Source organism: Lacibacter luteus, assembly GCF_004118265.1.
GTDB lineage: Bacteria > Bacteroidota > Bacteroidia > Chitinophagales > Chitinophagaceae > Lacibacter > Lacibacter luteus.
This window is the reverse complement of sequence record NZ_SDHW01000001.1, coordinates 1,421,573-1,446,115: the sequence shown is the minus strand read 5'-3', so window position 1 is coordinate 1,446,115 and position 24,543 is coordinate 1,421,573. Positions and strand designations below refer to the sequence as shown.

Sequence of the window (24,543 nt, the reverse complement as noted above, 5' to 3'; positions counted from 1 at the left end):
TTAATTTGAAAACTTAATATCAAACTCATGCAGCATTCGCAATGCAGTTTTTGTCAAAATTTTACAGGGTTTTAAAAAATTAACAATTTTTTGTTAGTAATTAGTAAACCTTATATTTGAAAAGTATTTTTAACTAAATCAATCAACATGAGAAAACTTCTTGCAATGGTGGCATTGCTGCTGTTCTGTGCGTATGCAGCATTAGCCCAATCTGTTGTAGTGCAAGGCCGGATAGCCGATGATAATGGTCCGGTACCTAATGCTACAATTCAGGAAAAAGGAACCAAAAACACTGTAACAGCGGATGCGTCAGGTTCTTTTACAATTAAAGTGAAACAAGGCGCCCGTCTTGTAATTACCGCTGTAGGTTACGAAACTACAGAGGTTGATGCCTCAAATGCTTACATGAATGTATCGCTGAAAACCAAAGCCGATGAGCTTCAGGAAGTTTTAGTTACAAGTGCGTTCGGTGTAAAAAAATCTCAACGTACAACTGCTTTTAGTTCTCAGGTAATTAAAGCTGAGCAATTGAATGTAATCCGTCAGCCAAACCTCAATAATGCATTAGCTGGTAAGGTAGCTGGTGTTCAGTTTCGTGGTCAGGCTTCTGCTAAGTTGAACGATCAGGGTTTCCTCCGTATTCGTGGCGGTGGTTCTTTGGGCGATCAATCAGCTATTTACGTTGTTGACGGTACAATCACAAACTCCTTTGATATCAACCCAGACGATATTCAGGACGTTACAGTACTGAAGGGCGCAAACGCTACAGCTTTGTTTGGTAGCCGTGCAGGTGCAGGTGCTATTGTAATTACTACCAAAAAAGGTTTTGCGGGTAAAAAAGGTATTGGTATAGAAGTAAACCAGGGTGTTACTATTGATAAAGCAGCTTATATGCCTCGTTACCAAAACGAATATGGTGGTGGCGATGGTGATTGGTTAACTTTTACATACAATAGTACAATGCCTGCCGCATGGCAAGCTTTAAATGGTCAACGTTATCACGACTTTACGGATGATGCCAGTTGGGGTCCGAAAATTGACGGTGGTCAATACATTCCATGGTATGCATTTATTCCTGGTCACGATAAATATGCAAAAACTGCAGCCTTTACAGCTCAACCTAATAACGTTCGTGATTTCTGGAATACCGGTATTACAAATAATACCAACGTAAGCTTTACACAAAACAATGGCGAAGGTCAGAGTCTGCGTGTTTCTTACACAAACCAAACTGTAAAAGGTTTATTGCCTAATACAAAATCACTTCGTCATAATCTCTTTACTACATTTAGTATGGATCTTGGACGATTCTTCACCGTTGGTGCAAACATCACTTATACAAACCAACAAATTAATGGTGAGTTTGGTGATGGTTATGCAAACAATTCATCTGGTAACTTTAACCAATGGTTCCATCGTGACCTCGATATGAGTATTTTGAAAGAATTGTCTGGCTTAAAAACACCAATCGGTACTTTGGCTTCATGGAACTTCCGTCGTAATCCGGGTTCATGGAGTGCAGCAGCTCCACGTAATAGTGTTTGGGGTGCGAACTACTGGTATAATATGAATTCTTATTATGAGAATATTAATTTCCAGCAGAAACGTGATCGTGTTTATGGTGATCTGAATCTTGTTTTCAAATTGAATAACAACTTTAAAATCAGAGGAACCATCCGTACAGACCAGTTCAATGCAGGTGTAGAAAATATTATTCCTACACTCATTGAATACTCTGGTGTACAAACCGGATTCCTTGCGGGATACGGTACAAGCACAACAGTTAACAGAGAATGGAACTTCGAAACTGTTGCTACTTACAATAAGTCATTTGGCGATTTAGCAGTTTCAGTTAATGCCGGTGCAAACCGTATGCAAATCAGAAACAGAAACGTATCTGCCAGCACAAACAATGGCTTAAGCGTTCCTGATCTTTATGCTATCTCAAACTCAAAAACAACTCCTACTGTCAGTAACGGTCGTTCTGATCAGGCAGCAAACTCTTTGTTTGCCTTTGGTGATTTTGAATACAAAAAATTTGCAAGTGTAACATGGGCTGTTCGTAACGACTGGTTCTCTACACTTCCTAACGGAAACAATTCATTGTTGTCTCCATCAGTTGGTGCTTCATTTGTATTTAGCGAGTTTACTAAAGACAAGCTTTCTTGGTTAAACTTTGGTAAAGTGTTTGGTTCATGGGGTAAAAAGCCCAAAACGCTTAGCCCATATGCACTTAACCTCAACTATGGTGTTAATCCATTATTGTGGGGCACAAACTTCTTAATGTCAACTCCGGATGGTTCTCCTGATCCAAATCTGCGTGGTGCTTTAACAACAACATGGGAAACAGGACTTGATCTCCGCTTCCTGAAGAACAGATTAAATCTGACACTTACTTATTACAAAGAAGATAACAAAGACGAACCTTTAGGTGTAACAGTAAGTGGTGTTAGTGGTTTTACTTCACAAACTATTAATGCTGCATGGGTTCAACGTTCTGGTATTGAAGTAGAGCTTGGTGCAAACATCATCAAAAAGAAAAACTTCAGCTGGAATGTAAATACAACTTATGCTTACCTGATCGATAATAAAGTAAGAGCGCTTGCTCCTGGTTTAACCAGCTATACATTGTCTGGCGGTTCTTTCGGAACCCGTTTTGCACGTGCTTTCCACTACGTAGGGGAGCAATGGGGTATGTTAACCGGTGGCGGTATTGCACGCAATGCTGAAGGCAAACCGTTAATTACAACTAATGGCTTCAGCGGTGGTTTAGGTTGGTATCAAAGAGATGCAACAAAACGTTGGGGTCCGGTTGTTCCTAAAACAACAGGTGGTTTACAGAACTTCATTACTTACAAAGAGTTCACCCTTGGTTTGACAATGGATTATCAAATTGGTGGTAAATTCTTCTCTTTGTCTGAACAGTGGGGTCACTTCTCAGGAATTTTTGAAGCAACTGCAGGCTTAAATGATAAAGGAAATCCAAAACGTGATGATCCTTCTGCAGGTGGTGGTGTGCATGTAACAGGTGTTGCTGCTTCTGATGGTAGAACTCCTGTAGATGTATACATTTCTGCTTACGACTATTATCACCAGTTCTATTATCAACAAATTGCAGAGCCATTTGTACACAGCTTAACTTATGCTAAAATGCGTGAAGTAAGCCTTGGCTATGCAATCCCGGTTCAAAAACTTGGAAAATTTGGTAAAGCGTTTCAGGCTGCACAGTTCTCAGTTACCGGCCGTAACCTGTTTTTCTTCTATCGTGATGCGAAAAACTTTGATCCTTCAGAGATCAGTGGTGTATTCGGTGAAGATGGTCAGTTAGCAGGTTCACGTTCTTTTGGTTTTAACCTGAAACTTAATTTCTAAACCCTTAATTACAGAATATGAAACGAATGAATATAAAACAGATGGCCTTAGTGTTGGGGGTTTCTGCATTAACTTTTACAGGATGTAAGAAAGCTATCGATGATTTCGGTACACTCAACAATAACCCGAACGCTACAACTGTTCCTATTACTTCTGCATTGCTTACAAATGTGTTGGCTAATGTTGGCGGTAACGTTTGGGGCGGTGGTATTAACACTACAGCAGGTCTCTATTGTCAGTATATGTCTGAAACTCAGTATACAGATATCTCACGCTATGCTGCTCCTACATTAAACTGGGACGGTATTTATGCTGGTGATTTGTATGATCTTCAGAACATCATCAATACAAATACGAATGAAAGCACTAAAGCAATTGCTGCAGCAAATGGTTCAAATGCGAACCAAATTGCAACTGCCCGCATTTTAAAGTCGTATTATTATCTGATGTTAACAGATGCGTTCGGTGATATCCCTTATTCTCAGGCGCTGCAGGGAAAAGGAACCATTGCATACGATAAGCAGGAAAATGTTTATCCTGCAATTATCAACGAACTGAAAGAAGCTGTGGCACAGTTTGATGGCGGTGCTACTGTAACAGGAGATGTTCTGTACAGCGGTAGTATCACAAAGTGGAAGAAACTCGCAAACTCATTGCGTGCAATTGCTGCGCTTCGTATGTCGAAGGCAAACGCAACACTGGGTAAAACAGAGTTTGCTGCTGCAATTGCAGCCGGTGTTATTGATGCTAATGCAGATAATGCAGGTATCGTATATCCTGGTGGCAACTACAGAAATCCGATCTATAACTATTATGTAATTACACAACGTTTCGACTTTGCTGTAAGTAAAACAGTTACAGATTACTTAAGCGGTGTCAACGATCCTCGTATTAATGCGTTTGGCCATACTACACAAGGTTTCCCTTACGGTTTAACACGTAACGATGCGTTGGCTTGGCAAACATTAAATCCAAACTTTGCATTTCTGTTAGCGTTTACAAACACTCCACAGACAATGCCGGTTTATCTTGTAACTGCAGGCCAGATGTATCTTGCACGTGCAGAAGCTGCAAGACTTGGTTGGACAAGTGAGGTAACTGCAACAATGTATACTACAGGTATAACCCTCGAAATGAATCGTTGGGGCATTACTGGAACAACTGCAATTGCAACTTACCTTGCACAACCTGCTGTAGCTCTTGGTACAGGTGATGCACAGAAAATTGCTGAACAACGTTGGTTGTCTCATTTCCCTGATGGTAACCAGGGTTGGGCAGAATGGCGCAGAACAGGGTATCCTGTATTAACTCCTGCTCCGGGTTCTGGCAAGCAGGTTCCACGCCGTATTCCTTACGGTCCAAACGAACCTTTGTATAATCCAACTAACTATGCTGCTGCTGCTGCGGGTTATTCAAATAACTCTCAGGACGCTAAAGTTTGGTGGGATAAATAATCTATTTAAACCAGATATTTTTATAGAAAGGTCGCCTCTGCTCAGGGGCGACCTTTTTTCATTAATATTGCAGCCCGAACTTGTAATTTAGCAATCTAACTTTTCATACATATGCCATCACTAGAAAACCGTCAGTTTATAGAATTGGAAAAGCCGATCAAGGAATTGGTGGATGAATTGAAAGATTTCCGTCAACGTGCAGAAAAGAATTCGAAAGTTGATTATACAGTAACAATCGATCAGCTTGAAAAAAGTATAGTTGAGAAAAGAGAAGATATTACAAAAGAGCTTACCAGTTGGCAAAAAGTACAATTAAGCCGCCATCCAGATCGTCCATACACACTAAAGTACATCGATAAAATGTGTACGAACTTCGTTGAAATTTTTGGCGATAGAGGAGTGAAAGACGACAAGGCAATGGTTGGTGGGTTTGCCCAACTCGAAGGCGAAACAGTAATGCTTATTGGTCAGCAAAAAGGGATCAACACAAAAATGCGTCAGCTGCGTAATTTTGGTATGGCCAATCCCGAGGGTTACCGCAAAGCACTTCGTTTAATGAAGCTGGCAGAGAAATTCAATAAGCCTGTTATTACATTAATTGATACGCCCGGTGCATATCCCGGTCTCGAAGCAGAAGAAAGAGGACAGGGTGAAGCTATTGCAAGAAATATTTACGAAATGATGCGCCTGAAAGTGCCTGTGATTTGTGTGGTTATAGGGGAAGGTGCAAGTGGTGGGGCTTTAGGTATTGGTGTAGGTGATAAAGTATTGATGCTGGAAAATACCTGGTATACGGTTATTTCTCCCGAAAGCTGCAGCTCTATTTTGTGGCGTAGTTGGGAAAAAAAGGAAATTGCAGCAGAACAATTAAAGTTAACTCCTGATCATATGCATAAGTTTGGGCTGGTGGATGGTATTGTACCTGAACCTGCCGGCGGTGCACATTGGGATTATGATTTGGCTGCGCAATTACTGAAGAAAGAACTGGTGCCCTTATTGCAGGAGTTAAAAGCAATCGATCCGGAAACACGCATTAAAAACCGTATTGAACGATACAGTAAAATGGGCTTCTGGGACGAGATCTAAATTTCGAATTCAACTTAAAACTATAACTACTTTTTTTCCGGTTTATGAACTATAGAGAATTGCTGAGAGGTACAGGTGTAGCATTGGTAACTCCATTTAAGCAAAACATGGAAATTGATTTTCCTGCGCTTGAACGTGTAATAAATTATGTAATTGAAAACAGTGCAGAGTATGTAGTAACATTGGGTACTACCGGCGAAACGCCAACCTTGAGCAAGGACGAGAAGATAGAACTGATCCTTTTTACTTACAGCATTGTTGCAGACAGAGTGCCTGTAGTTGTAGGCATTGGCGGCAACAATACTTTGTCCCTTATAAAAGATCTGGAGACTTTTCCTTTACATAAGGCAGCAGCTGTGCTGAGTGCGAGCCCTTACTACAATAAGCCATCACAGGAAGGTATTTACCAGCATTATAAAGCATTGGCAGAAGTATCTCCAAAGCCAATCATTCTCTATAATGTTCCCGGTCGTACCGGCCGTAATATGTCGGCGCAAACAACATTGCGTTTAGCCCGTGATTTTAAAAACATCATTGGCATTAAAGAAGCCAGTGGCGATTTAACACAGGCAATGCAGATCTTAAAAGATAAGCCTGCCGACTTCCTCGTGCTTAGTGGCGATGACAACCTGGCCTTACCACAAATGGCTTGCGGTATGGATGGCATTATTAGTGTAATTGCCAACTGTATGCCGAAGCAGTTTGCCGAAATGGTACGTCTTTCTTTACAAAACAATTTTGCAGCTGCTAAACTGTTGAACGATCAGATGCTGGAAGCATATGATCTGTTGTTTGCAGAAAATAACCCCGCTGGTGTTAAAGCATTTTTGGCTGAAATGGGCTTGATTGAAAATCATCTCCGTTTGCCTGTTGTGCCCTTAAGCGAAGGACTGCATAAGGCTGTTACAGATTATTTGCAGCGTCTTAAGTAAGAATCGTATCTTCTGAAGTATGAAACATTGGCTTCAGAAAATTTTCCTGTTTATTTATTTTTCCACGGCAGTAATATGCGTTGGTAAAGCCCAGTACATTGTAAATTTTGAAATTGATAATGTGCCGGCTAAACATGTGCACGACACTTTGTACCTCGCTGGTAATTTCAACGATTGGAATCCCGGTTCCATTCACTTTCAGCTTACAAAAACTTCCGATGGAAAATTTGTAAAGCAGATCAAAATTCCATCTGCAGGTTTTCTTGAATATAAAATTACCCGTGGTGCATGGAGCAGGGTAGAATGTGCTGCTGACGGAGCCTCTATCGGTAACCGGATCATCAAAATATCTTCCGATACAACTATCTACATAAATGTTGCTGCCTGGGCCGATGATATGCCGCAGCGGCCGCCGGTATCAACCAGAACAAAAAATGTATTTGTGCTGGACACGGCTTTTTATATTCCGCAGCTTAACAAAAAACGCAGAGTTTGGATCTATCTGCCCGAAGAATACGCCTTGTCTAAAAAAGTATATCCTGTTTTGTATATGCAGGATGGGCAAAATTTATTTGATGCACTTACTTCCGCATATGGAGAATGGGGGGTGGATGAGTTACTCGATACTGTCCCCGATCGCAGACAATGGATCATCGTAGGTATTGATCATGGCAACGATAAACGTTTAACAGAGTATAATCCTTTCGATTCGAAGTATGGAAAAGGAGAAGGCGATGCTTATGCCGATTTTCTTGCATTAACGCTTAAGCCTTACATTGATAAACGTTTCAGAACTAAAACTGATGCTGCAAATACTGCTGTTGCCGGAAGTTCAATGGGTGGATTGATTTCCTTTTATACGGCGTATAAATATCCTTCTGTATTTGCAAAAGCAGGCGTATTTTCTCCCGCTTTTTGGTTGGCACCTGAACTGTTTTCAAAGGTTGAAACAAAGCCTGCGGCAAGTAGCTTCTTTTACTTTGTTAGCGGGGATATGGAAGGAGGTGAAATGGTGAAAGATATGCAGCGGATGCATAACCTGTTACTGCAGAAAGGAGGCAGTAAATTAAAGCTGACGGTAATTAAGAACGGCAGGCATAACGAAGCGTTCTGGCAGGCACAAATGCCCGATTTTATCCGTTGGCTAAATCAGGTTAAATAACGGGCTTAAACCAAGTAGGTGGTTCCTTCTCTTGCAATTTCAGTAGCAGCGAAAACCTCCTGTGCTTCTCTTTCAAACTGACCGATATCTTCAAACTTAGCAGAGAAATGACCGATTAGCAATCGACTGTTATTTGCCAGTAATGCGATGGTTGCAGCCTGTTTGCTGGTAGAGTGATGGCGTTCAGTTGCTTTTTCAGCAAGCACAGCCGGGTAAGTTGTTTCATGATAAATCATGTCAACATCTTTTATTATTGGCACCAGCTCTTCATCATAGACTGTATCTGCGCAAAATGCATAGCTTTTAGCTTTTGTATTGGCATCTGTAAGTAAATCATTTTTTATAACTGTACCATCTGCTGCAACATAATCTTCTCCTTTTTGTAAAGATGGAAACAAAGCTGTATCGATATCGTATGGAGCAAGCTTGTCCATATTTATTTTCCGTGGTTGTTTTTTCTCCCGAACAAGAAAGCCCCAACATTCAATACGATGTTTGGTTGGAAAACATTCAACGGTATAATTCTTTGCATCTAAGAGCAAACCTGCTTCTTCAATTGCATGAAACGTAAATTGAAAGGGAAGGCTTGTGTTGGATATCTGAAACTGCAGCTCAATAATTTCTTTTAAAGGAGCTGGTCCGTAAACGCTTAGCGGCTGAATTCTTCCTAACAATGCAAGACTGCTTAACAAACCAATTAAGCCAAAATAATGATCGCCATGCAAGTGCGAAATAAAGATGTGGTTAATGCGGCTGCGTTTTATTTTGAAGTTCATGATCTGTATTTGGCTGCCTTCGCCGCAGTCGAACATAATCAGATCGTCGCTGGTAGTAACAATTTGCGAGGTAGGATGTCTTCCGTATGCAGGTATAGCCGAGTTATTGCCAAGTATGGTTACAGCGAGCATGAATTCAGTTGGTTTAGGTTACTTAAACAATGATACAGTTTATTCTTCTTCAAAAAGGTCTCTCTCAATTTCCTCCATTTGCACAATGTCCCATGCTTCACTTTCAGTTGGGGTAAAATTCAACAGATCAAGCAATTCGGCCGCTTCAAAAAACGACTCAACATCGGGTGTCATTTCACAAACAACAAATGAAGTTTCATTGTCGTAAAAATCCTGCTGACAGTTTACAATTGCCTGCGCAACTGAACTGTCAATACTTGTAACTTCTTTCAGGCTTAGTACAACATTCTTTATATCCTTTTCACGACAGGAAAGCAACAATTGGCTGAATTCTTCTGTCATATTTTCCGAAAGGGTCGGTTCACCCGGTGTAATGACGTGGAATTTTTCCTTGGTATCAATTTTGACAATCATAGTATTATTAACAGATAGTGTGTAACTTATCGTAAACTTCAGTCAAAATTATTCGTTATAATTGTAAAAACCGAATATCCGCTATGGATCATAATTTTTCAACACAGGTAAAGGAAATCATTTCGTTCAGCAGGGAAGAAGCGTTACGGCTTGGAAATGATTTTATAGGTACCGAGCATCTCGTTTTAGGGATGATACGGGAAGGAGAAAACACTGCCATCAAAGTATTAAAAAATCTACAGGTCGATCTATATGAATTGCGAAAGGAAATTGAGCTTGCAGTAAAGGATAAAACCGGCAAGAACATCGCAAACATCAACAGTCTTCCTTTAACAAAGCAGGCCGAGAAAGTAATACGTGTTACTGTACTCGAAGCAAAAGCATTAAAGAGTCCGCAGGTTGAAACAGAACACCTGATGCTCTCCATTTTAAAAAACAAAGAAAACATCGCAACGCAGATTTTGAACCAGTTCGAAATTGATTACGATATTTTCAGAAACGAATTAGGTATGGTAAAATCAAACGATCCAAGAGCAGAATACGATGATCCGGGAGAAGAAGATTTTGACGATGAAAAATCGAAGTACTCTCAATCTCGTTCAAAACAACCGGCAGGTGCAAAAAGTAAAACGCCTGTACTTGACAATTTCGGCAGAGATATTACACGTTTGGCAGAGAATGGTGCATTAGATCCTATCGTTGGTCGTGAAGATGAAATTGAACGTGTATCGCAGATCTTATCACGCCGTAAAAAGAACAATCCTATTTTAATTGGCGAACCTGGTGTTGGTAAAACCGCCATTGTTGAAGGGTTGGCATTACGCATTGTGCAACGCAAAGTTTCACGTGTGTTATACGATAAGCGTGTTGTGTCGCTTGATCTTGCAGCTTTAGTGGCTGGCACAAAATATCGTGGTCAGTTTGAAGAACGTATGAAAGCAATCATGAATGAACTCGAGAAGAACAGAGATGTAATTCTTTTCATCGATGAAATTCATACAATTGTTGGGGCTGGCGGCGCAAGCGGTTCGCTTGATGCTTCCAATATTTTCAAACCGGCTTTATCAAGAGGAGAGTTGCAATGTATTGGCGCCTCAACACTTGATGAATACAGAATGTACATTGAAAAGGATGGTGCATTAGACCGTCGTTTCCAGAAAGTAATTGTTGATCCGCCAAGTATTGATGAAACAATTCAGATACTTCACAACATCAAACCGAAGTATGAAGAGTTTCACAATGTTGCATACAATGATGAAGCCATCAATGCATGTGTGAAGCTTAGCGATCGTTATATGACCGATCGTTTATTGCCCGACAAAGCAATTGATGTGTTGGATGAAGTGGGTGCACGTGTTCATCTGAAAAATATTAATGTACCACAGGAAATACTTGACCTGGAGAAAAAGATTGAAGACATTAAGCAGGAAAAGAACAAAGTGGTAAAAAGCCAGCGTTTTGAAGAAGCCGCTTCGTTACGAGATACAGAAAAGCGTTTGGGTGAAGAATTGGAAAAAGCAAAGGCGAAATGGGAAGAAGAGAGCAAGCATAAGCGTTATCCTATAGACGAAGAAGCTATTGCTGAGGTGGTGAGTATGATGACGGGAATTCCTGTTAAGCGCATGGTGCAGGCCGAAACAGAGAAGCTGCGTAAAATGGCAGATGATCTGCAAGGTGCAGTTATTGGTCAGGATGAAGCCATTAGCAAAGTGGTAAAAGCTATACAGCGTAATCGTGTTGGTTTAAAAGATCCGAAGAAGCCGATTGGCACATTCATCTTCCTTGGACCTACCGGTGTTGGTAAAACAGAATTGGCAAGAGCTTTAGCCCGCTATATGTTCGATAGTGAAGATGCATTGATCCGCATTGACATGAGTGAGTATATGGAGAAATTTACAGTGAGCCGTTTAATTGGTGCACCTCCCGGCTATGTTGGTTACGAAGAAGGCGGCCAGTTAACAGAACGTGTTCGTCGTAAGCCATACTCTGTAGTATTGCTCGATGAAATTGAAAAAGCACATCCGGATATTTATAATATTCTGTTGCAGGTTTTAGACGACGGACAACTTACCGACGGTCTTGGTCGTAAAGTAGATTTCAAGAATACACTCATCATCATGACCTCAAATATTGGTGTTCGCCAGTTGAAAGATTTTGGCGAAGGTGTAGGTTTTGCAACTGCAACACGTATTCAGAATGCAGAAGAGAACAGCAAAGCGGTTATTGAAAAGGCGTTGAAGAAAACATTCTCTCCTGAGTTTCTCAATCGTATAGATGATGTGATGATCTTTAATTCACTTACAAAAGAAAATATCTTCCGCATTATCGACATTCTGATGAAAGGAGTAAGTGTACGGTTGAAAAATCTTGGATTCTCACTTGAACTTACAACCGAAGCAAAAGAATTTGTTGCAGACAAAGGATATGATTCGCAGTTTGGTGCACGCCCGTTGCATAGAGCTATTCAAAAATATCTCGAAGATCCTTTAGCAGAAGAAATTCTTAACATGAATATTAAAGAAGGAGATGTTGTTATTGCCGATCTGGATAAGGAGAAACAATTGATCAAGTTTTCCTTCAAAGAGAAGAGTAAAAAATCGGTAAAGTCCTCAGACAATAACTAAAAAATAGAGGTTCATTTTCAAAGCCTGAATGCATTATGCATTCAGGCTTTTTTTTTGTTTAAGAAAAACAGAACGCTGCTCTTTCGTATTTAAACAAGAAGTGTGAACCGAAATAATTGCGGTTAACATGTAGTAAATCAACGACATATGTTAGCGTAGTTTTACCCGATTTTTTAAAAAAATAAGTGTTTTTGCTAGTATTATTTACAAGTTTAAATAGCTTCGTGTTCTAAATAATCAGATCCGTATTTATCCTTCGAATATCCACCCTATGCTTTCATAATAGCACTTATCGTAAAAAAAGCAAGTATATCTTCTGTTACGCAGAAGTGATTATCCTTTCTTTTTAACCGTAGTAAACACAGGTGATTTTGCCGGCAAATTTTGTAATGAGAATTGCCGTAAGGATTCCTTTGTGATTATTAAAATCAGAGTTGTTTCTATTAAACAGCCCAGGTATCCTATTGTAAATCCGTAAACTCTATTAGTAATCAAATTACGAAAACATGAAGCAATTTTTACCCTACAAACGGAACTGCATGGGTGCCGCTATTAAGAATTTGCATCTGCTTTTTACACTTTCCATTGCTTTGTTTGTAAGTACAAATGTTGCGAATGCACAATGTACCTGCACAGGCAATATTGTTGTTAATCCAAGTTTTGAAAGTGGAACAACAGGATGGAGCTGGTCTGGCGGAAGTTTTAACGCCGGTACCGGAGCAATTGCATGCGGATCAAAATCTGGCGACTTTCAAATCTCAAATACATCCAGCAATTGGGTGTCTCAAACAATTGGTACAGATTTGGCTCCCGGAACAAAAATTAATGCAAGTGTGTATGCAGGTACACACAACAATTCCTACTATCATCAAGTGGCTATCGACTTCTTTGATGCTAACTGGAATTGGATTTCAAATTCAAAAGTGGAAGTAAATAAAGTGCTTTCTACAAGCCCGGTTGGCCCTCAATTATATACCTGGAGCGGAACTGTTCCGGTTGGTACAAAATACACGAATGTAAGTTTTAGTGGTAATGGCGATTGGATCAAGACCGATCAGTGGTGTGTTACTTTAACTCCTCCTGCAGGTGGTTCTATTGGTGATCGTGTTTGGCTTGATGCTGATGGTGATGGTTTACAGGATGCAAGTGAAACAAGTGGTATTGCCGGTGTAACTGTTCAATTAAAAAATTCTTTAGGATCAGTAATTGCAACCACTACTACAAACGCAAGTGGTAATTACTTATTTACCGGCTTAGCTGCTGGTAACTATACAGTAGTATTTCCAACTTCAATCAGTGGTGCGGTAGTTACTCCTCAAAATGTTGGTCTTGATGACAATGTTGATAGTGATGCAAGCCAAACAACCGGAGCAACTTCAACTATAACACTTGCAACTAATCAAAATATCACAAACGTAGATGCAGGTTATTGCCCTACAACGCTTTCTTTAGGTAACCGTGTTTGGTACGATACCAATAACGATGGAATTAATTCCAACGAAAACGGTATTCCTAATTTAACGGTGTATTTATATAAGGATGATAACAATGACAATGTAGCCGATGCTGCTGCAATTGCAACAGCAGTTACAGATGCAAACGGTTATTACATGTTCTCAAATCTTGCACCTGGTAATTACATTGTGGGTGCTGTTACACCTGCCGGTTATATGAGCAGTTTAGTAAACGGCGGCGATCCTGATGATAATAACAATTCGGATGATAATGGTGAAGTTACAGTTGGTGCAGAAACGAGAGGTTTGGCTATTACACTTGTAGCAGGTACAGAACCTTTGGTAGATGGTAACACAAACAGCAACAGTAATATCACTTACGATTTTGGGTTCCTTCCCGATTGTAATTGCACAAGCAGTAGTTCTAATCTGTTAATTAACGGAAGCTTTGAAAATGGTACAACAGGTTGGTCTGCATCCGGCGGTTCTGTATCGAGCGGTACAGGTTATGTTGCCTGTGGAGCTGCTAACGGATTTAATTCATGGAGTAGCGGCACATCACGTGTTTGGCAAGATGTTGCTGTAGCTGCAGGTTCTACAGTTGTTTTCAAAGGTTTTGCAGGAGTTCATACTGCCGGTTTAACCTGCAGTCCTAAACTGAGTTTAATTTTCTATAACTCTTCTAACACAGTTATTTCTCAAAACGATGTAGTTGTTACAAGAGACGTTGATAAATATTTCGGTCAGTTAGAGCAGTACAGCATTACAGCTGTTGCTCCTGCCGGTACAGTAAAGGTTAGAGTACAAAGTGCTATTACCTGTAACTATATGAAGCTCGATGCATTGTGCTTAACTGCTACTGCTCCGCTTGCTTTGGGTGATCGTGTTTTCTTTGATTTAAATGATAATGGTACCCGTGATGGAAGTGAAACAGGTTTAGCTGGCGTAACTGTTAAGTTATATGCAGATAACAATAACGACAACATTGCAGACGGTGCAGCATTGCAAACTACAACAACAGATGCAAACGGGTTTTACCGTTTTAGTAATCTTACAGCCGGTAATTACATTGTAGGTGTAGTGGTACCTGCAGGTTACAGAAGCAGCACTCTTACCGGTGTTGATCCTGATAACAACGTAGATCTTGATGATAATGGAAACAATACATTGATCAGTGGTGAAATACGTGGTAATGCTGTTACATTATCTGCAGGAAGCGAACCACAAGAGTCTGGTAATTTCAATAACACTTACGATTTTGGGTTTACCGGTACTGGTTCAATTGGTGATTTTGTTTGGAACGATTTAAATGCAAACGGTATTCAGGATGCAGGCGAGCCGGGCTTAAGCGGTGTAACTGTTACATTAACTTACCCGGGTGGTACAACTGTAACTGCAACTACCGATGCAAACGGTGCATACCAGTTTAACAATCTTCCTCCCGGTACTTACAGCATAAGCTTCAGCACACCTTCAGGCTATATTGCCGGTTCTGCAAATCAAGGTGCAGATGATGCTAAAGACAGCGATCCTGTTAGCGGAACTGTTAGCGGTATTGTATTAACTGCCGGTCAGAATAATACAACTATCGATGCCGGATTTGTAAATAATCAATTGGTACTCGGAAATTTTGTTTGGTACGATAAAGATAATGATGGTGTACAGGATGCAGGTGAACCTGGTATTGCTGGCGTAACCGTAAATCTGTACAAAGATGCTAATGGCGATAATATTGCTGATGGTGCTGCAGTTGCTACAACAACAACGAATGCAAGCGGCCTGTATAGCTTTACAGGTTTAACAGCGGGCAATTATATTGTTGGCGTTGTATTGCCTTCGGGTTATGCGGCTTCGGCTGTTTCGTCAGCAACTCCTAACAACGATGTAAATACAGATAACAATGGTGTAACCACAGCTTCTGGCGAAGTAAGAAGTAACTATATTACTTTAAGTACTGCGGGTGAACCAACTACTGATGGTGATGATGCAAATGGTAACCTTACTTTGGATTTTGGTTTAAGAGGTACTGCATCAATAGGTGATTATGTTTGGAACGATTTAAATGGTAATGGTATTCAAAATACAGGCGAACCTGGTTTAAGTGGTGTAACGGTTACATTAACTTATCCTGATGGAACTACTGTAACTACAACAACAGATGGTTCAGGTGCGTACTTGTTTGCAAATCTTGCTCCGGGTACTTATTCTGTAGCTTTTGCAACACCAAATGGTTCAATTGCATCGCCATCTAATGCAGGTGCTGATGATACAAAAGACAGCGATCCGGTAAGTGGTGTAGTTAGCGGTATTACTTTAACCGCCGGACAAACAAATACTACAATTGATGCCGGTTTCCAATCGAATGGATTAAACCTTGGAAACTTTGTTTGGTACGATAGAAATAATAATGGTGTGCAGGATGCAGGTGAACCTGGTATTGCAGGTGCTACTGTTAAACTGTATGCTGATGCAAATCTCGATAACATTGCAGATGGTGCTGCTTTGCAAACAACAACAACTGATGCAAATGGTATCTATAGCTTTACAGGTTTAACACCGGGCAACTATATTGCAGGTGTGGTGTTGCCTGCTGGCTACGCAGCATCAAGTGTATCTTCATCAACTCCTAATAACGATGTTAATACCGATAATAACGGTGTTACAACAACTTCAGGTGAAGTAAGAAGTAACTACATCACATTAATCACTGCGTCAGAGCCTACTACAGATGGTGATGGCTCAAACGGTAACCTTACTTTAGATTTTGGTTTAAAAGGTACTGGTTCAATTGGTGATTTTGTTTGGAATGATTTGAATGGCGATGGTATCCAAAATGCAGGCGAACCTGGTTTAAGTGCTGTAACGGTTACATTAACTTATCCCGGTGGTGCAACTGCAACAACAACTACCGATGCTAATGGTGCGTACCAATTTACAAACCTGGCACCTGGTACATACAGTGTAAGCTTCACTACACCTTCCGGTTATATTGCAGCTCCTGCAAACCAAGGCGCAGATGATGCTAAAGACAGCGATCCTGTTAGTGGAACTGTTGCAGGCATCGTATTAACAGCAGGTCAAACAAATACCACTATTGATGCGGGTTTTGTAAGCAATCAATTGACACTTGGAAATTTTGTTTGGTACGATAAGGATAATGATGGTGTACAGGATGCAGGCGAGCTTGGTATTGCAGCTGTAACCGTAAATCTTTACAAAGATGCTAATGGCGATAATGTAGCTGATGGTGCAGCAGTTGCAACTACAACTACAAATGCAAGTGGTATTTACAACTTCAGTGGTTTAACTCCGGGTAATTACATTGCCGGTGTAGTATTACCTGCAGGTTATGCTCCTTCAAGCGTATCGTCTACAACTCCTAACAACGATATCAATACAGATAACAACGGCGTTACAACAGCTGCCGGTGAAGTAAGAAGCAATTACATTACTTTAACAACAGCAGGTGAACCAACAACAGATGGTGATGGTTCAAATGGTAACTTAACCTTAGACTTTGGTTTAAGAGGTACAGCTTCAATTGGTGATTTTGTATGGAACGACTTAAATGGCGATGGTATTCAAACTGCAGGCGAACCTGGCATTGCAGGTGTAACGGTTACACTTACTACAGCTGGCGGAACTGTGCTTGAAACAACAACTACCAATGCAAGCGGCTTCTATCAATTCAGCAACTTGTTACCCGGTACTTATAACGTAGTGTTTGCAACACCAACTGGCTTTGTTGCCTCGGCTGCAAATGCAGGTGCAGATGATACAAAAGACAGCGATCCGGTTAGCGGCACTGTAACAGGTGTGGTGTTGAATGCAGATGAAAATGATAATACTGTTGATGCCGGTTTCCAGTCGAACCAATTGAAAGTAGGTAACTACGTTTGGTACGATAAAAATAACAATGGCTTCCAGGATGCAGATGAAACAGGTATTGCAGGTGTAAGCGTTAAATTATACGTTGATGCTGATGCAAACAATATACCTGATGCAGCTGCAATTGCATCAACAACAACAGATGCAAATGGATTGTACAGTTTCTCAGGGTTAACACCTGGCAACTATATCGTTGGTATTACAGCTCCATCTGGTTATGCAATGGCATTTACTACTTTAAGTAGCTTGTTACCAAATAACGATAACAATACAGATAACAACGGTATCACCATTATCGGAACCGAAATTACCAGCAACTACATCACCTTAATTACAAACAGCGAACCTGTTACAGACGGTGATGGAAACAATGGTAACCTTACTTTAGACTTTGGTCTTAAAGGCACAGGCTCAATTGGAGATTTAGTTTGGGACGATCTTAATGCAAATGGTAAACAAGACGCAGGCGAACCTGGTATTGCAGGTGTAACGGTTACATTAACTTACCCTGGTGGTTCTACAACTTCTGTTATAACAGATGCAACAGGTACGTACCTCTTCAGCAATCTTGCTCCCGGTTCTTACAGTGTAAGTTTCGATAAGCCACTTGGTTATATTGAAACTACAGCAAACCAAGTTGCAGATGATACAAAAGACAGCGATGTAATTAGCGGTTCTGTTTCTAATGTAACGCTTACAGCAGGTCAAACAAACTTTACTGTAGATGCAGGTTATTACAAACCGGCAAGTATTGGAGATTTTGTTTGGAACGATTTAAATGCAAACGGTATTCAGGATGCAGGTGAGCCTGGTATTGCAGGCGCAACTGTAAACCTTACAGGTACAGATGCAACAGGTGCAGCAGTAAATCTTACTGTTAGTACAGAAGCAGACGGCTCTTATAGCTTCAGCAGCTTGTTACCAGGTACATATAATGTATCGTTTGTTACACCTGCCGGTTATGTAACTGCAACTTCAAATGCAGGTGCAGATGATACAAAAGACAGCGATCCTGTTAGTGGGGCAGTTAATGGAATTACACTCATCTCCGGACAAAATAACGCAACTGTAGATGCTGGTTTCATTCAACAAACACCAATCGTACTCAGCGGCCATGTATTTTACGATGACAATGGTATGAGTGATGGATTTGTAAACGGAACATCAGTTATCCCTTCAGGAATAAATGCAGTGTTATATGATCCGCTTACAAATACTGTTGTTGCTGTACAACCGGTTCCCGGTTACGGACAACCTGGCGCAGGAACGTTCAGCTTTAATGTGTTAACGTACAGTACGTATCGTGTGCTTATTACAACTGCTAATCCTGCCGTAGGATCACAAGCTCCTGTAACATCAGTATTGCCGGCTTCTTTCCGCTCAACAGGCGAAACAATAGGAACAGCAGCAGGTAATGACGGTACGATCGATGGCAAATCAAGCATCATTAATACAACCAATCAAAATATTATCGAGGTAAACTTCGCTATCAAGCGTGTTGTACTTATCGTAGTTGATTAAAAATATCCAGCGAGAAACCAGAATCAACATTAACAACTAAAACAAAAAAGATGAAACCACTTTTAAAAATTTTCACGCTGGCATTATTAATTTCAAGTGCCACTTTCGTTAAAGCGCAACAATTCGTAGGCTTTTACAATACGGCATTTTCAGGCAGCCCGGCCGTACCTGCTTACACTGTTGGCCCTTTTGCAATGAAAACTTCAACTGGCGCCAACCCTAATACAGGTGCATTATCTGTAACTGCTGCATATAGCGATCAACAGTTTGGTAACAATGCTGGCGGTCTTACAGGTTTTGATGATAAAGGTTTGATGTTCGGCATCAGCAATAACAATAGTGATAAAATTCCAACTCCAGCATCAGTATTTGTGCAAATGGCAAATGTTGGTTCTCCCGTTGGCTCGTATTATTCTGCACTCGAAACAACTATTGGCACAGGCTTAAGTACATTTAATAACTATGCTTTCAATATGTTCGCCAGCGCAGAGGGCATTAGCGGTACTACAAATGGCCGTTACTATATGGGTAAAGTAACATTTACATTTTCTCGTCCTGTAGCTAATCCTATCATTCATGTAACAGGTTTAGGTGGATTTTTAAGTATCAATGAGCCACCATACCCAACACTTCCTTTTGCTGTTGATATGGAACTTGAAAATGCTGATTATACATTGCAACGTTTGTCGGGTACCAGCCGCACACAACTTGATGCGGCTACTAAGAAAATTTATAACAGCTTCGATTATCAAACCGACTATGTGCAGAACGGACGTACTCCTGAAGGCGGTAACTACGCAGGTACAGGTAGCTTTAAAATTAACGGTGTGAATGTTTTTAGCGTAACCTTCCGTCTCTATCTAAGAGGTATGGTAGCTGGCCAGGTTTGGACTTCAAATTCATCTTACGCAAATAGCGTTTATAATGGCGATCGTTTTAATGTAAGCTTTACATTGCCAACACAACCAGAAAGTCCATTGCCTGTTTCAGGTGTTAATCTGAAGGCTGCTTTAAGCGGGAATGATGTGGCATTAACATGGAAAACATACACTGAAGCAGATTCAAAAGAGTTTGAAATTGAAAGAAGTACTGATGGTGCAAACTTTACAAAGATTGCAACAAAGGCTGCAGCCGGTAACAGCGCTTCAGAATTAAGCTATGCACATACTGATGCAGCAATGACACAGCGTGTTTATTTCTATCGTTTAAAAATGATTGATGTTGATGGTTCTTATAAATACAGTAATGTAGCAGTAGTACGTAAGGCTGCCGGTAATATTTCTATTAAAGCTTTCCCGAATCCATTTACATCTCAGTTAAATATCGAGTTTAGCAAAGCAAAAGGTTCGTATGTGGTAAGTTTAATTAACCAGGCTGGTCAGGAAGTACGTTCTGTACGTTCTGTAGTTGAAAACGATGTACAATATGTTACAATTGCAAGAGGTGCATTAACTGCAGGTTCTTATGCAGTACGAATTACAAATATTGCAACTGGTGAAGTGAAAGTTGAAAAAGTAATGATTCAGTAAGAAAGGTTCTATTAGTGGTAAAATACAGAAAGTCTTCCCCTAAAAAGGAAGACTTTCTTATTTTGCAGCTTCATGGGAACTGAAAAAATAAATATTGCAATAGACGGATTTTCATCGTGTGGCAAAAGCACTCTGGCTAAACAGTTGGCCAAAAAGCTTAATTATACATACATCGATAGCGGAGCCATGTATCGGGCTATTACGCTTTATTTTTTACGGAACCATATTGATTGGACCGATGAAGATGAAATAGGAGATGCTCTGAAAAATATTAATCTCAGTTTTCAGCCAAACTCCAAAACAGGAGATTCTGAAATATACCTTAACGATGAGAATATAGAATACGTTATTCGTGATCTTGTAATTGCTGAAAAAGTAAGCGAAGTAGCAGCAATTAGACCAGTACGTGAATTTGCTGTAAAGCAACAGCAGGAAATGGGAAAATTAAAAGGAGTGGTAATGGATGGAAGAGATATTGGAACAACCGTTTTTCCTGATGCTGAATTGAAAATTTTTATGACGGCAGATATTACTGTAAGAGTTGAACGAAGGTTTCAAGAACTATATGCCAAAAATCCAAACATCACTATTGAAGAGGTAAAAGCAAATCTTGAAATGCGTGATTATATTGATTCTCACCGGGAGCACAGTCCATTACGAAAAGCCGCAGATGCACTGGTTATTGATAACACAAATCTAACCCCTAGCGAACAGTTAATCAAGGTATTAGAAGAGTGCAAAATGGCGGTCAAAAAAAGTGTTTAGCGACCCCGGAACAAATTATTTTTAAAAAAAATTTGTTTTTTCAAATCTGAAATATACTTTTACAGCGTAATCCATCCCCACGGAAAACCCCTTAAATCCCTTCATCCTGCTAACCCTATCCAATTTTCCCAATTACCGTTATTAAATTTTCTGGTTATACTGTCCATCTTCCTGTGATGAGCTTTTCAGCATTGCTGAACAGTAATCACTATATCCTCTATTGAATTGCTTTTTCAAAAGGTTTCCTTGTCCTTTGAACCGCCGATCTATTTTTTTACCTCTAAACCTTTTTTATGAAAAAGTTTTTACTCATTGCTCTTGTATCTGCATTTGCTTTTGTATCAAATGCTCAAATTATTGAAAGTTTTAATGGCGGCACTTTGCCTGCAGGATGGGATGTAGCTCAAGGTATGAGCACAAGCCCTTACAACAATCCTGATAGTGCTTGTAAAGCTGATTATGGTTTGTTAACTCCGGGTGTAGGTGGTAACAACCCTGCTAAAGTATTAACTGCTCCTGTTTTATATGGAGCTGCATCCTCTTTCATTAACGCAGGATTTACCATTTATATTTTTGATTCAAACCTTAAGTGTGAATCAAAAAAGGATCTTCCTTGCGTAACTTACGTACAGGTGTATCTTGTAAAAGAATCATGGACTAGTGCGTCTATTCCACCTGCAAGTGAAATTTACAGTCAAAGTCAGGTGCAAATTGTACAAGCTAATACAGCTAATATTCTCGTTGTACCATCAGGTAATGTTCCAGTTGGACAAAAATATCGTGTGTTATATGATTTCAGCGTGGCTGCAAACTGTAATCAAAATGGCACAAAATATATCCTTGATTTGTTTAAAGTAATTACGACAATAGGTGGTCCTCTTCCTGTAACACTTACAGGTTTCGAAGCTGCTCAAAAAAGCGGTAAAGTAACACTTACTTGGAATACGCTTATGGAGCTTAACAACGATGGTTTCGAAATTGAGCGTCGTATTGGAACTGGCTCATATCAAAAAATTGCGTTTGTTGATTCGAAAGCTCCTGGTGGTAATGGCGCTGCTTATTCTTATTCATTTGATGATAATACAGCTTTACCTAAAGGTGTTACTTATTATCGCTTAAAGCAAATTGATTTGGATGGCAATGCATCATACAGCGAAATTAGAGCTGTAAGATCTGCGAACGGAACGCTCTTACTTTCTGTTTATCCAAACCCAAGCCGTGGTACAACAAATGTTGCAATACCGGCTGGTACAGGAATGGTTGATGTTACATTAACCGACTTTACAGGTAAATCATTACAGCAATGGACTGGTGTTAATACATCTAATTTGCAATTAACAAATCTTAAGCCTGGTATGTATACACTTCGTGTAAGTGTTCGTGCAACCGGCGAAACAATCACAGAAAGAATTGCTGTGCAATAAAATCGGGACAGGAAAAACCAGATAAGATCAAAACAAAGAGAGCCTCACGAAAGTGGGGCTCTCTGTTTTGTAAAAAATAATATCGATTGCTTGCATTTGTAAAATATCATTTTTAGTTTTACTCTATCATTCGCTATTCTCCATCCTAAGAACACCGAAGTCCTTTACCACTGATTTTGCCAATTACATTTTGGAAATGCTTATCAGAAGCATAATTGACTTGCCAGAACCTTTGAATAGTCTGAGCTATTCAGACTTGTATTACACCTATATCCATTGAATAACTTTTTCTACAAGTGTCCTGCGAAACACCTCTGTTTTTTTAACCTCAAAAATATTTGTATGAAAAAGTTTTTACAATGCATTACAGTTTTACTAATTGTATTAAATGAAAACAGCTTCGCACAATGCGATGTTCAAAACCCAACGACTTCAGATCTGCGTACAACACAAAATGGAGCAAATTGCGAAGTATTAGTTGACGTAATATTTGATTTGCAAACGAATTCAGGAAACAAGTTTACGTTCTTTCATGTTTGGGCTGAAGGACAGTTTCCGCAGACAATTGTGAATAACGTTTACGGCATTACATGTGGTGTTACTAACACGCAAACTCCTGCAAAAGACCCTCCAACAAAAACCGGAGGAAATGCAGCTACAATGTTGACGAATGCCTTCATAAACTTCGGGTTTAATATCGATCTCGTTTCAAGTACTCCGGCAACTACAGGTATTTTCACTAGCTATGGTCCAGACAATACCGTTGTTCTAAATTATACTTCAGGCGATCCATCGAATCCAACGTTAATTTCTAAGACAACTTCTCCTTTAGGCGGAGGGTATGTTCGTGTAACTATTCAGAATTTGAAATTTACTATTCCCAATTATCTGTGCGGAAGTAATTTGTTGGCAGTAAAGTCATTTGTTTGGGCAAGTAATAGCAATGCATCAAATTCAAAAGCACAATGTTATTTCTGCGGTAACAGACAAGTGTATAATGATCCTGCAATTTCAGGTACTGTAAATTGTACTAATCCCAGAACATACAATGTGTTCATCGATTCTAAATATGAAGATCCGATTGGAACTGCAGCGCCAATTACAGGTACTTATAAAGTATTCATTGATGATAACAGAAATGGCTTAGTTGATCCTATCGAAGAGTCGACTTTGATGGTGACTAATACAACAAGTTTCACAACTTCTACAGCAGGAGCTCCTTCAGGGTTTACAAGCAGATATGCAGCGTTTAATCAATCATATGGAGTTGTATTAGCACCCGGTGATGAAAAAACTACAGATCCGCTTATAGTACGTGTAACTGTAACAACAGCCGGATATTCCGGAAGTATAGAAGGCTCATTGTTTAATGCTTGCGCTACCTTACCTGTTTCTTTAAAAGCATTTAATGCAACACAACGAAATGGTAAAGCTTCATTAACATGGGAAACAGACATGGAAAATAACAATGATGGTTTTGAAATTGAAAAACGTTCTGCAGGCAATAGCCAGTTTGTGAAAATTGGTTTTGTTGATTCGAAAGCTGCTTCCGGAACAGGTGGTGCATTTAGTTACAGCTTTGATGACCTTACAGTCTTGGCAAAAGGTGTAACCTATTACAGACTTAAACAGATAGACTTGGATGGTCGTGCGACTTACAGCGACGTAAAAGCCGTAAGAACCGGCAATGGAATATTAACGATCTCAGTCTATCCAAACCCAAGCAGAGGCATGGTTAATGTAACAATACCTGAAAGTAATAACTTAATGGATGTTTCTGTTGACGATTATACTGGTAAGTCAATTCAACGCTGGTCGGGTATTAAAGTACAGAATATGCAAATTAATAACCTCAAGCCTGGTGTTTATATGCTTCGTTTTAATTTCCGTGAATCCGGAGAAACAATTACACAGCGTATAGTTGTGCAATAAACTGTTTGGACAGAAAAACCAGATAGAACCGAAGAGAAAGCGTGCCTCCATTGGAGGCACGCTTGTTTTATGAAGAAA

General features: G+C 40.0%; 13 protein-coding genes. 11 read left to right on the top strand and 2 right to left on the bottom strand.

Translation table 11 applies throughout. From position 1 onward, the window contains the following. Positions 1-147: 147 nt before the first annotated feature. The 5 genes from ESA94_RS05655 (at position 148) to ESA94_RS05635 (ending at position 8,006) form a co-directional block, all read left to right on the top strand. Positions 148-3,372, top strand: a complete 3,225-nt coding sequence (locus ESA94_RS05655; protein ID WP_129129859.1) for a SusC/RagA family TonB-linked outer membrane protein — start codon at positions 148-150, stop codon at positions 3,370-3,372. 17 nt (positions 3,373-3,389) lie between these two features. Further along, positions 3,390-4,826, top strand: a complete 1,437-nt coding sequence (locus tag ESA94_RS05650; RefSeq protein WP_129129858.1) for a SusD/RagB family nutrient-binding outer membrane lipoprotein — start codon at positions 3,390-3,392, stop codon at positions 4,824-4,826. Between the two features lie 111 nt (positions 4,827-4,937). After that, positions 4,938-5,912 (top strand): acetyl-CoA carboxylase carboxyltransferase subunit alpha, encoded by a 975-nt coding sequence (locus ESA94_RS05645; protein WP_129129857.1) that lies wholly within the window; start codon positions 4,938-4,940, stop codon positions 5,910-5,912. A gap of 44 nt (positions 5,913-5,956) precedes the next feature. Then, complete coding sequence (gene dapA / locus ESA94_RS05640; RefSeq protein WP_129129856.1) at positions 5,957-6,844, top strand: 4-hydroxy-tetrahydrodipicolinate synthase; 888 nt, start codon at positions 5,957-5,959, stop codon at positions 6,842-6,844. A 19-nt stretch (positions 6,845-6,863) separates the two neighbouring features. Further along, entirely contained in the window at positions 6,864-8,006 is a 1,143-nt protein-coding gene (locus ESA94_RS05635) for an alpha/beta hydrolase (RefSeq protein ID WP_129129855.1), read from the top strand. 5 nt (positions 8,007-8,011) lie between these two features. Here the strand turns inward: ESA94_RS05635 and ESA94_RS05630 are convergent, their stop codons facing one another. Further along, positions 8,012-8,914, bottom strand: a complete 903-nt coding sequence (locus ESA94_RS05630; RefSeq protein WP_129129854.1) for a ribonuclease Z — start codon at positions 8,912-8,914, stop codon at positions 8,012-8,014. A gap of 39 nt (positions 8,915-8,953) precedes the next feature. Continuing rightward, the gene (locus ESA94_RS05625; RefSeq protein WP_129129853.1) at positions 8,954-9,328 is read right to left on the bottom strand and encodes an STAS domain-containing protein; all 375 of its coding nucleotides are present in this window, start codon (positions 9,326-9,328) and stop codon (positions 8,954-8,956) included. A gap of 83 nt (positions 9,329-9,411) precedes the next feature. Here ESA94_RS05625 and ESA94_RS05620 point away from each other — a divergent pair, with 83 nt between their 5' ends. From ESA94_RS05620 to ESA94_RS05595, 6 genes are all read left to right on the top strand, one after another. Next, the gene (locus tag ESA94_RS05620; RefSeq protein WP_129129852.1) at positions 9,412-11,952 is read left to right on the top strand and encodes an ATP-dependent Clp protease ATP-binding subunit; all 2,541 of its coding nucleotides are present in this window, start codon (positions 9,412-9,414) and stop codon (positions 11,950-11,952) included. Between the two features lie 506 nt (positions 11,953-12,458). After that, complete coding sequence (locus ESA94_RS05615) at positions 12,459-18,815, top strand: SdrD B-like domain-containing protein (RefSeq protein WP_129129851.1); 6,357 nt, start codon at positions 12,459-12,461, stop codon at positions 18,813-18,815. 50 nt (positions 18,816-18,865) lie between these two features. Then, positions 18,866-20,344 (top strand): T9SS type A sorting domain-containing protein, encoded by a 1,479-nt coding sequence (locus ESA94_RS05610; RefSeq protein WP_129129850.1) that lies wholly within the window; start codon positions 18,866-18,868, stop codon positions 20,342-20,344. Positions 20,345-20,416: 72 nt separating this feature from the next. Further along, positions 20,417-21,109, top strand: a complete 693-nt coding sequence (gene cmk / locus ESA94_RS05605; protein ID WP_129129849.1) for a (d)CMP kinase — start codon at positions 20,417-20,419, stop codon at positions 21,107-21,109. A gap of 293 nt (positions 21,110-21,402) precedes the next feature. Continuing rightward, positions 21,403-22,533, top strand: a complete 1,131-nt coding sequence (locus tag ESA94_RS05600; protein ID WP_129129848.1) for a T9SS type A sorting domain-containing protein — start codon at positions 21,403-21,405, stop codon at positions 22,531-22,533. Positions 22,534-22,875: 342 nt separating this feature from the next. Next, positions 22,876-24,465: a T9SS type A sorting domain-containing protein gene (locus ESA94_RS05595; RefSeq protein WP_129129847.1), complete on the top strand. Its 1,590-nt coding sequence runs from the start codon at positions 22,876-22,878 to the stop codon at positions 24,463-24,465. Positions 24,466-24,543: the final 78 nt, after the last annotated feature.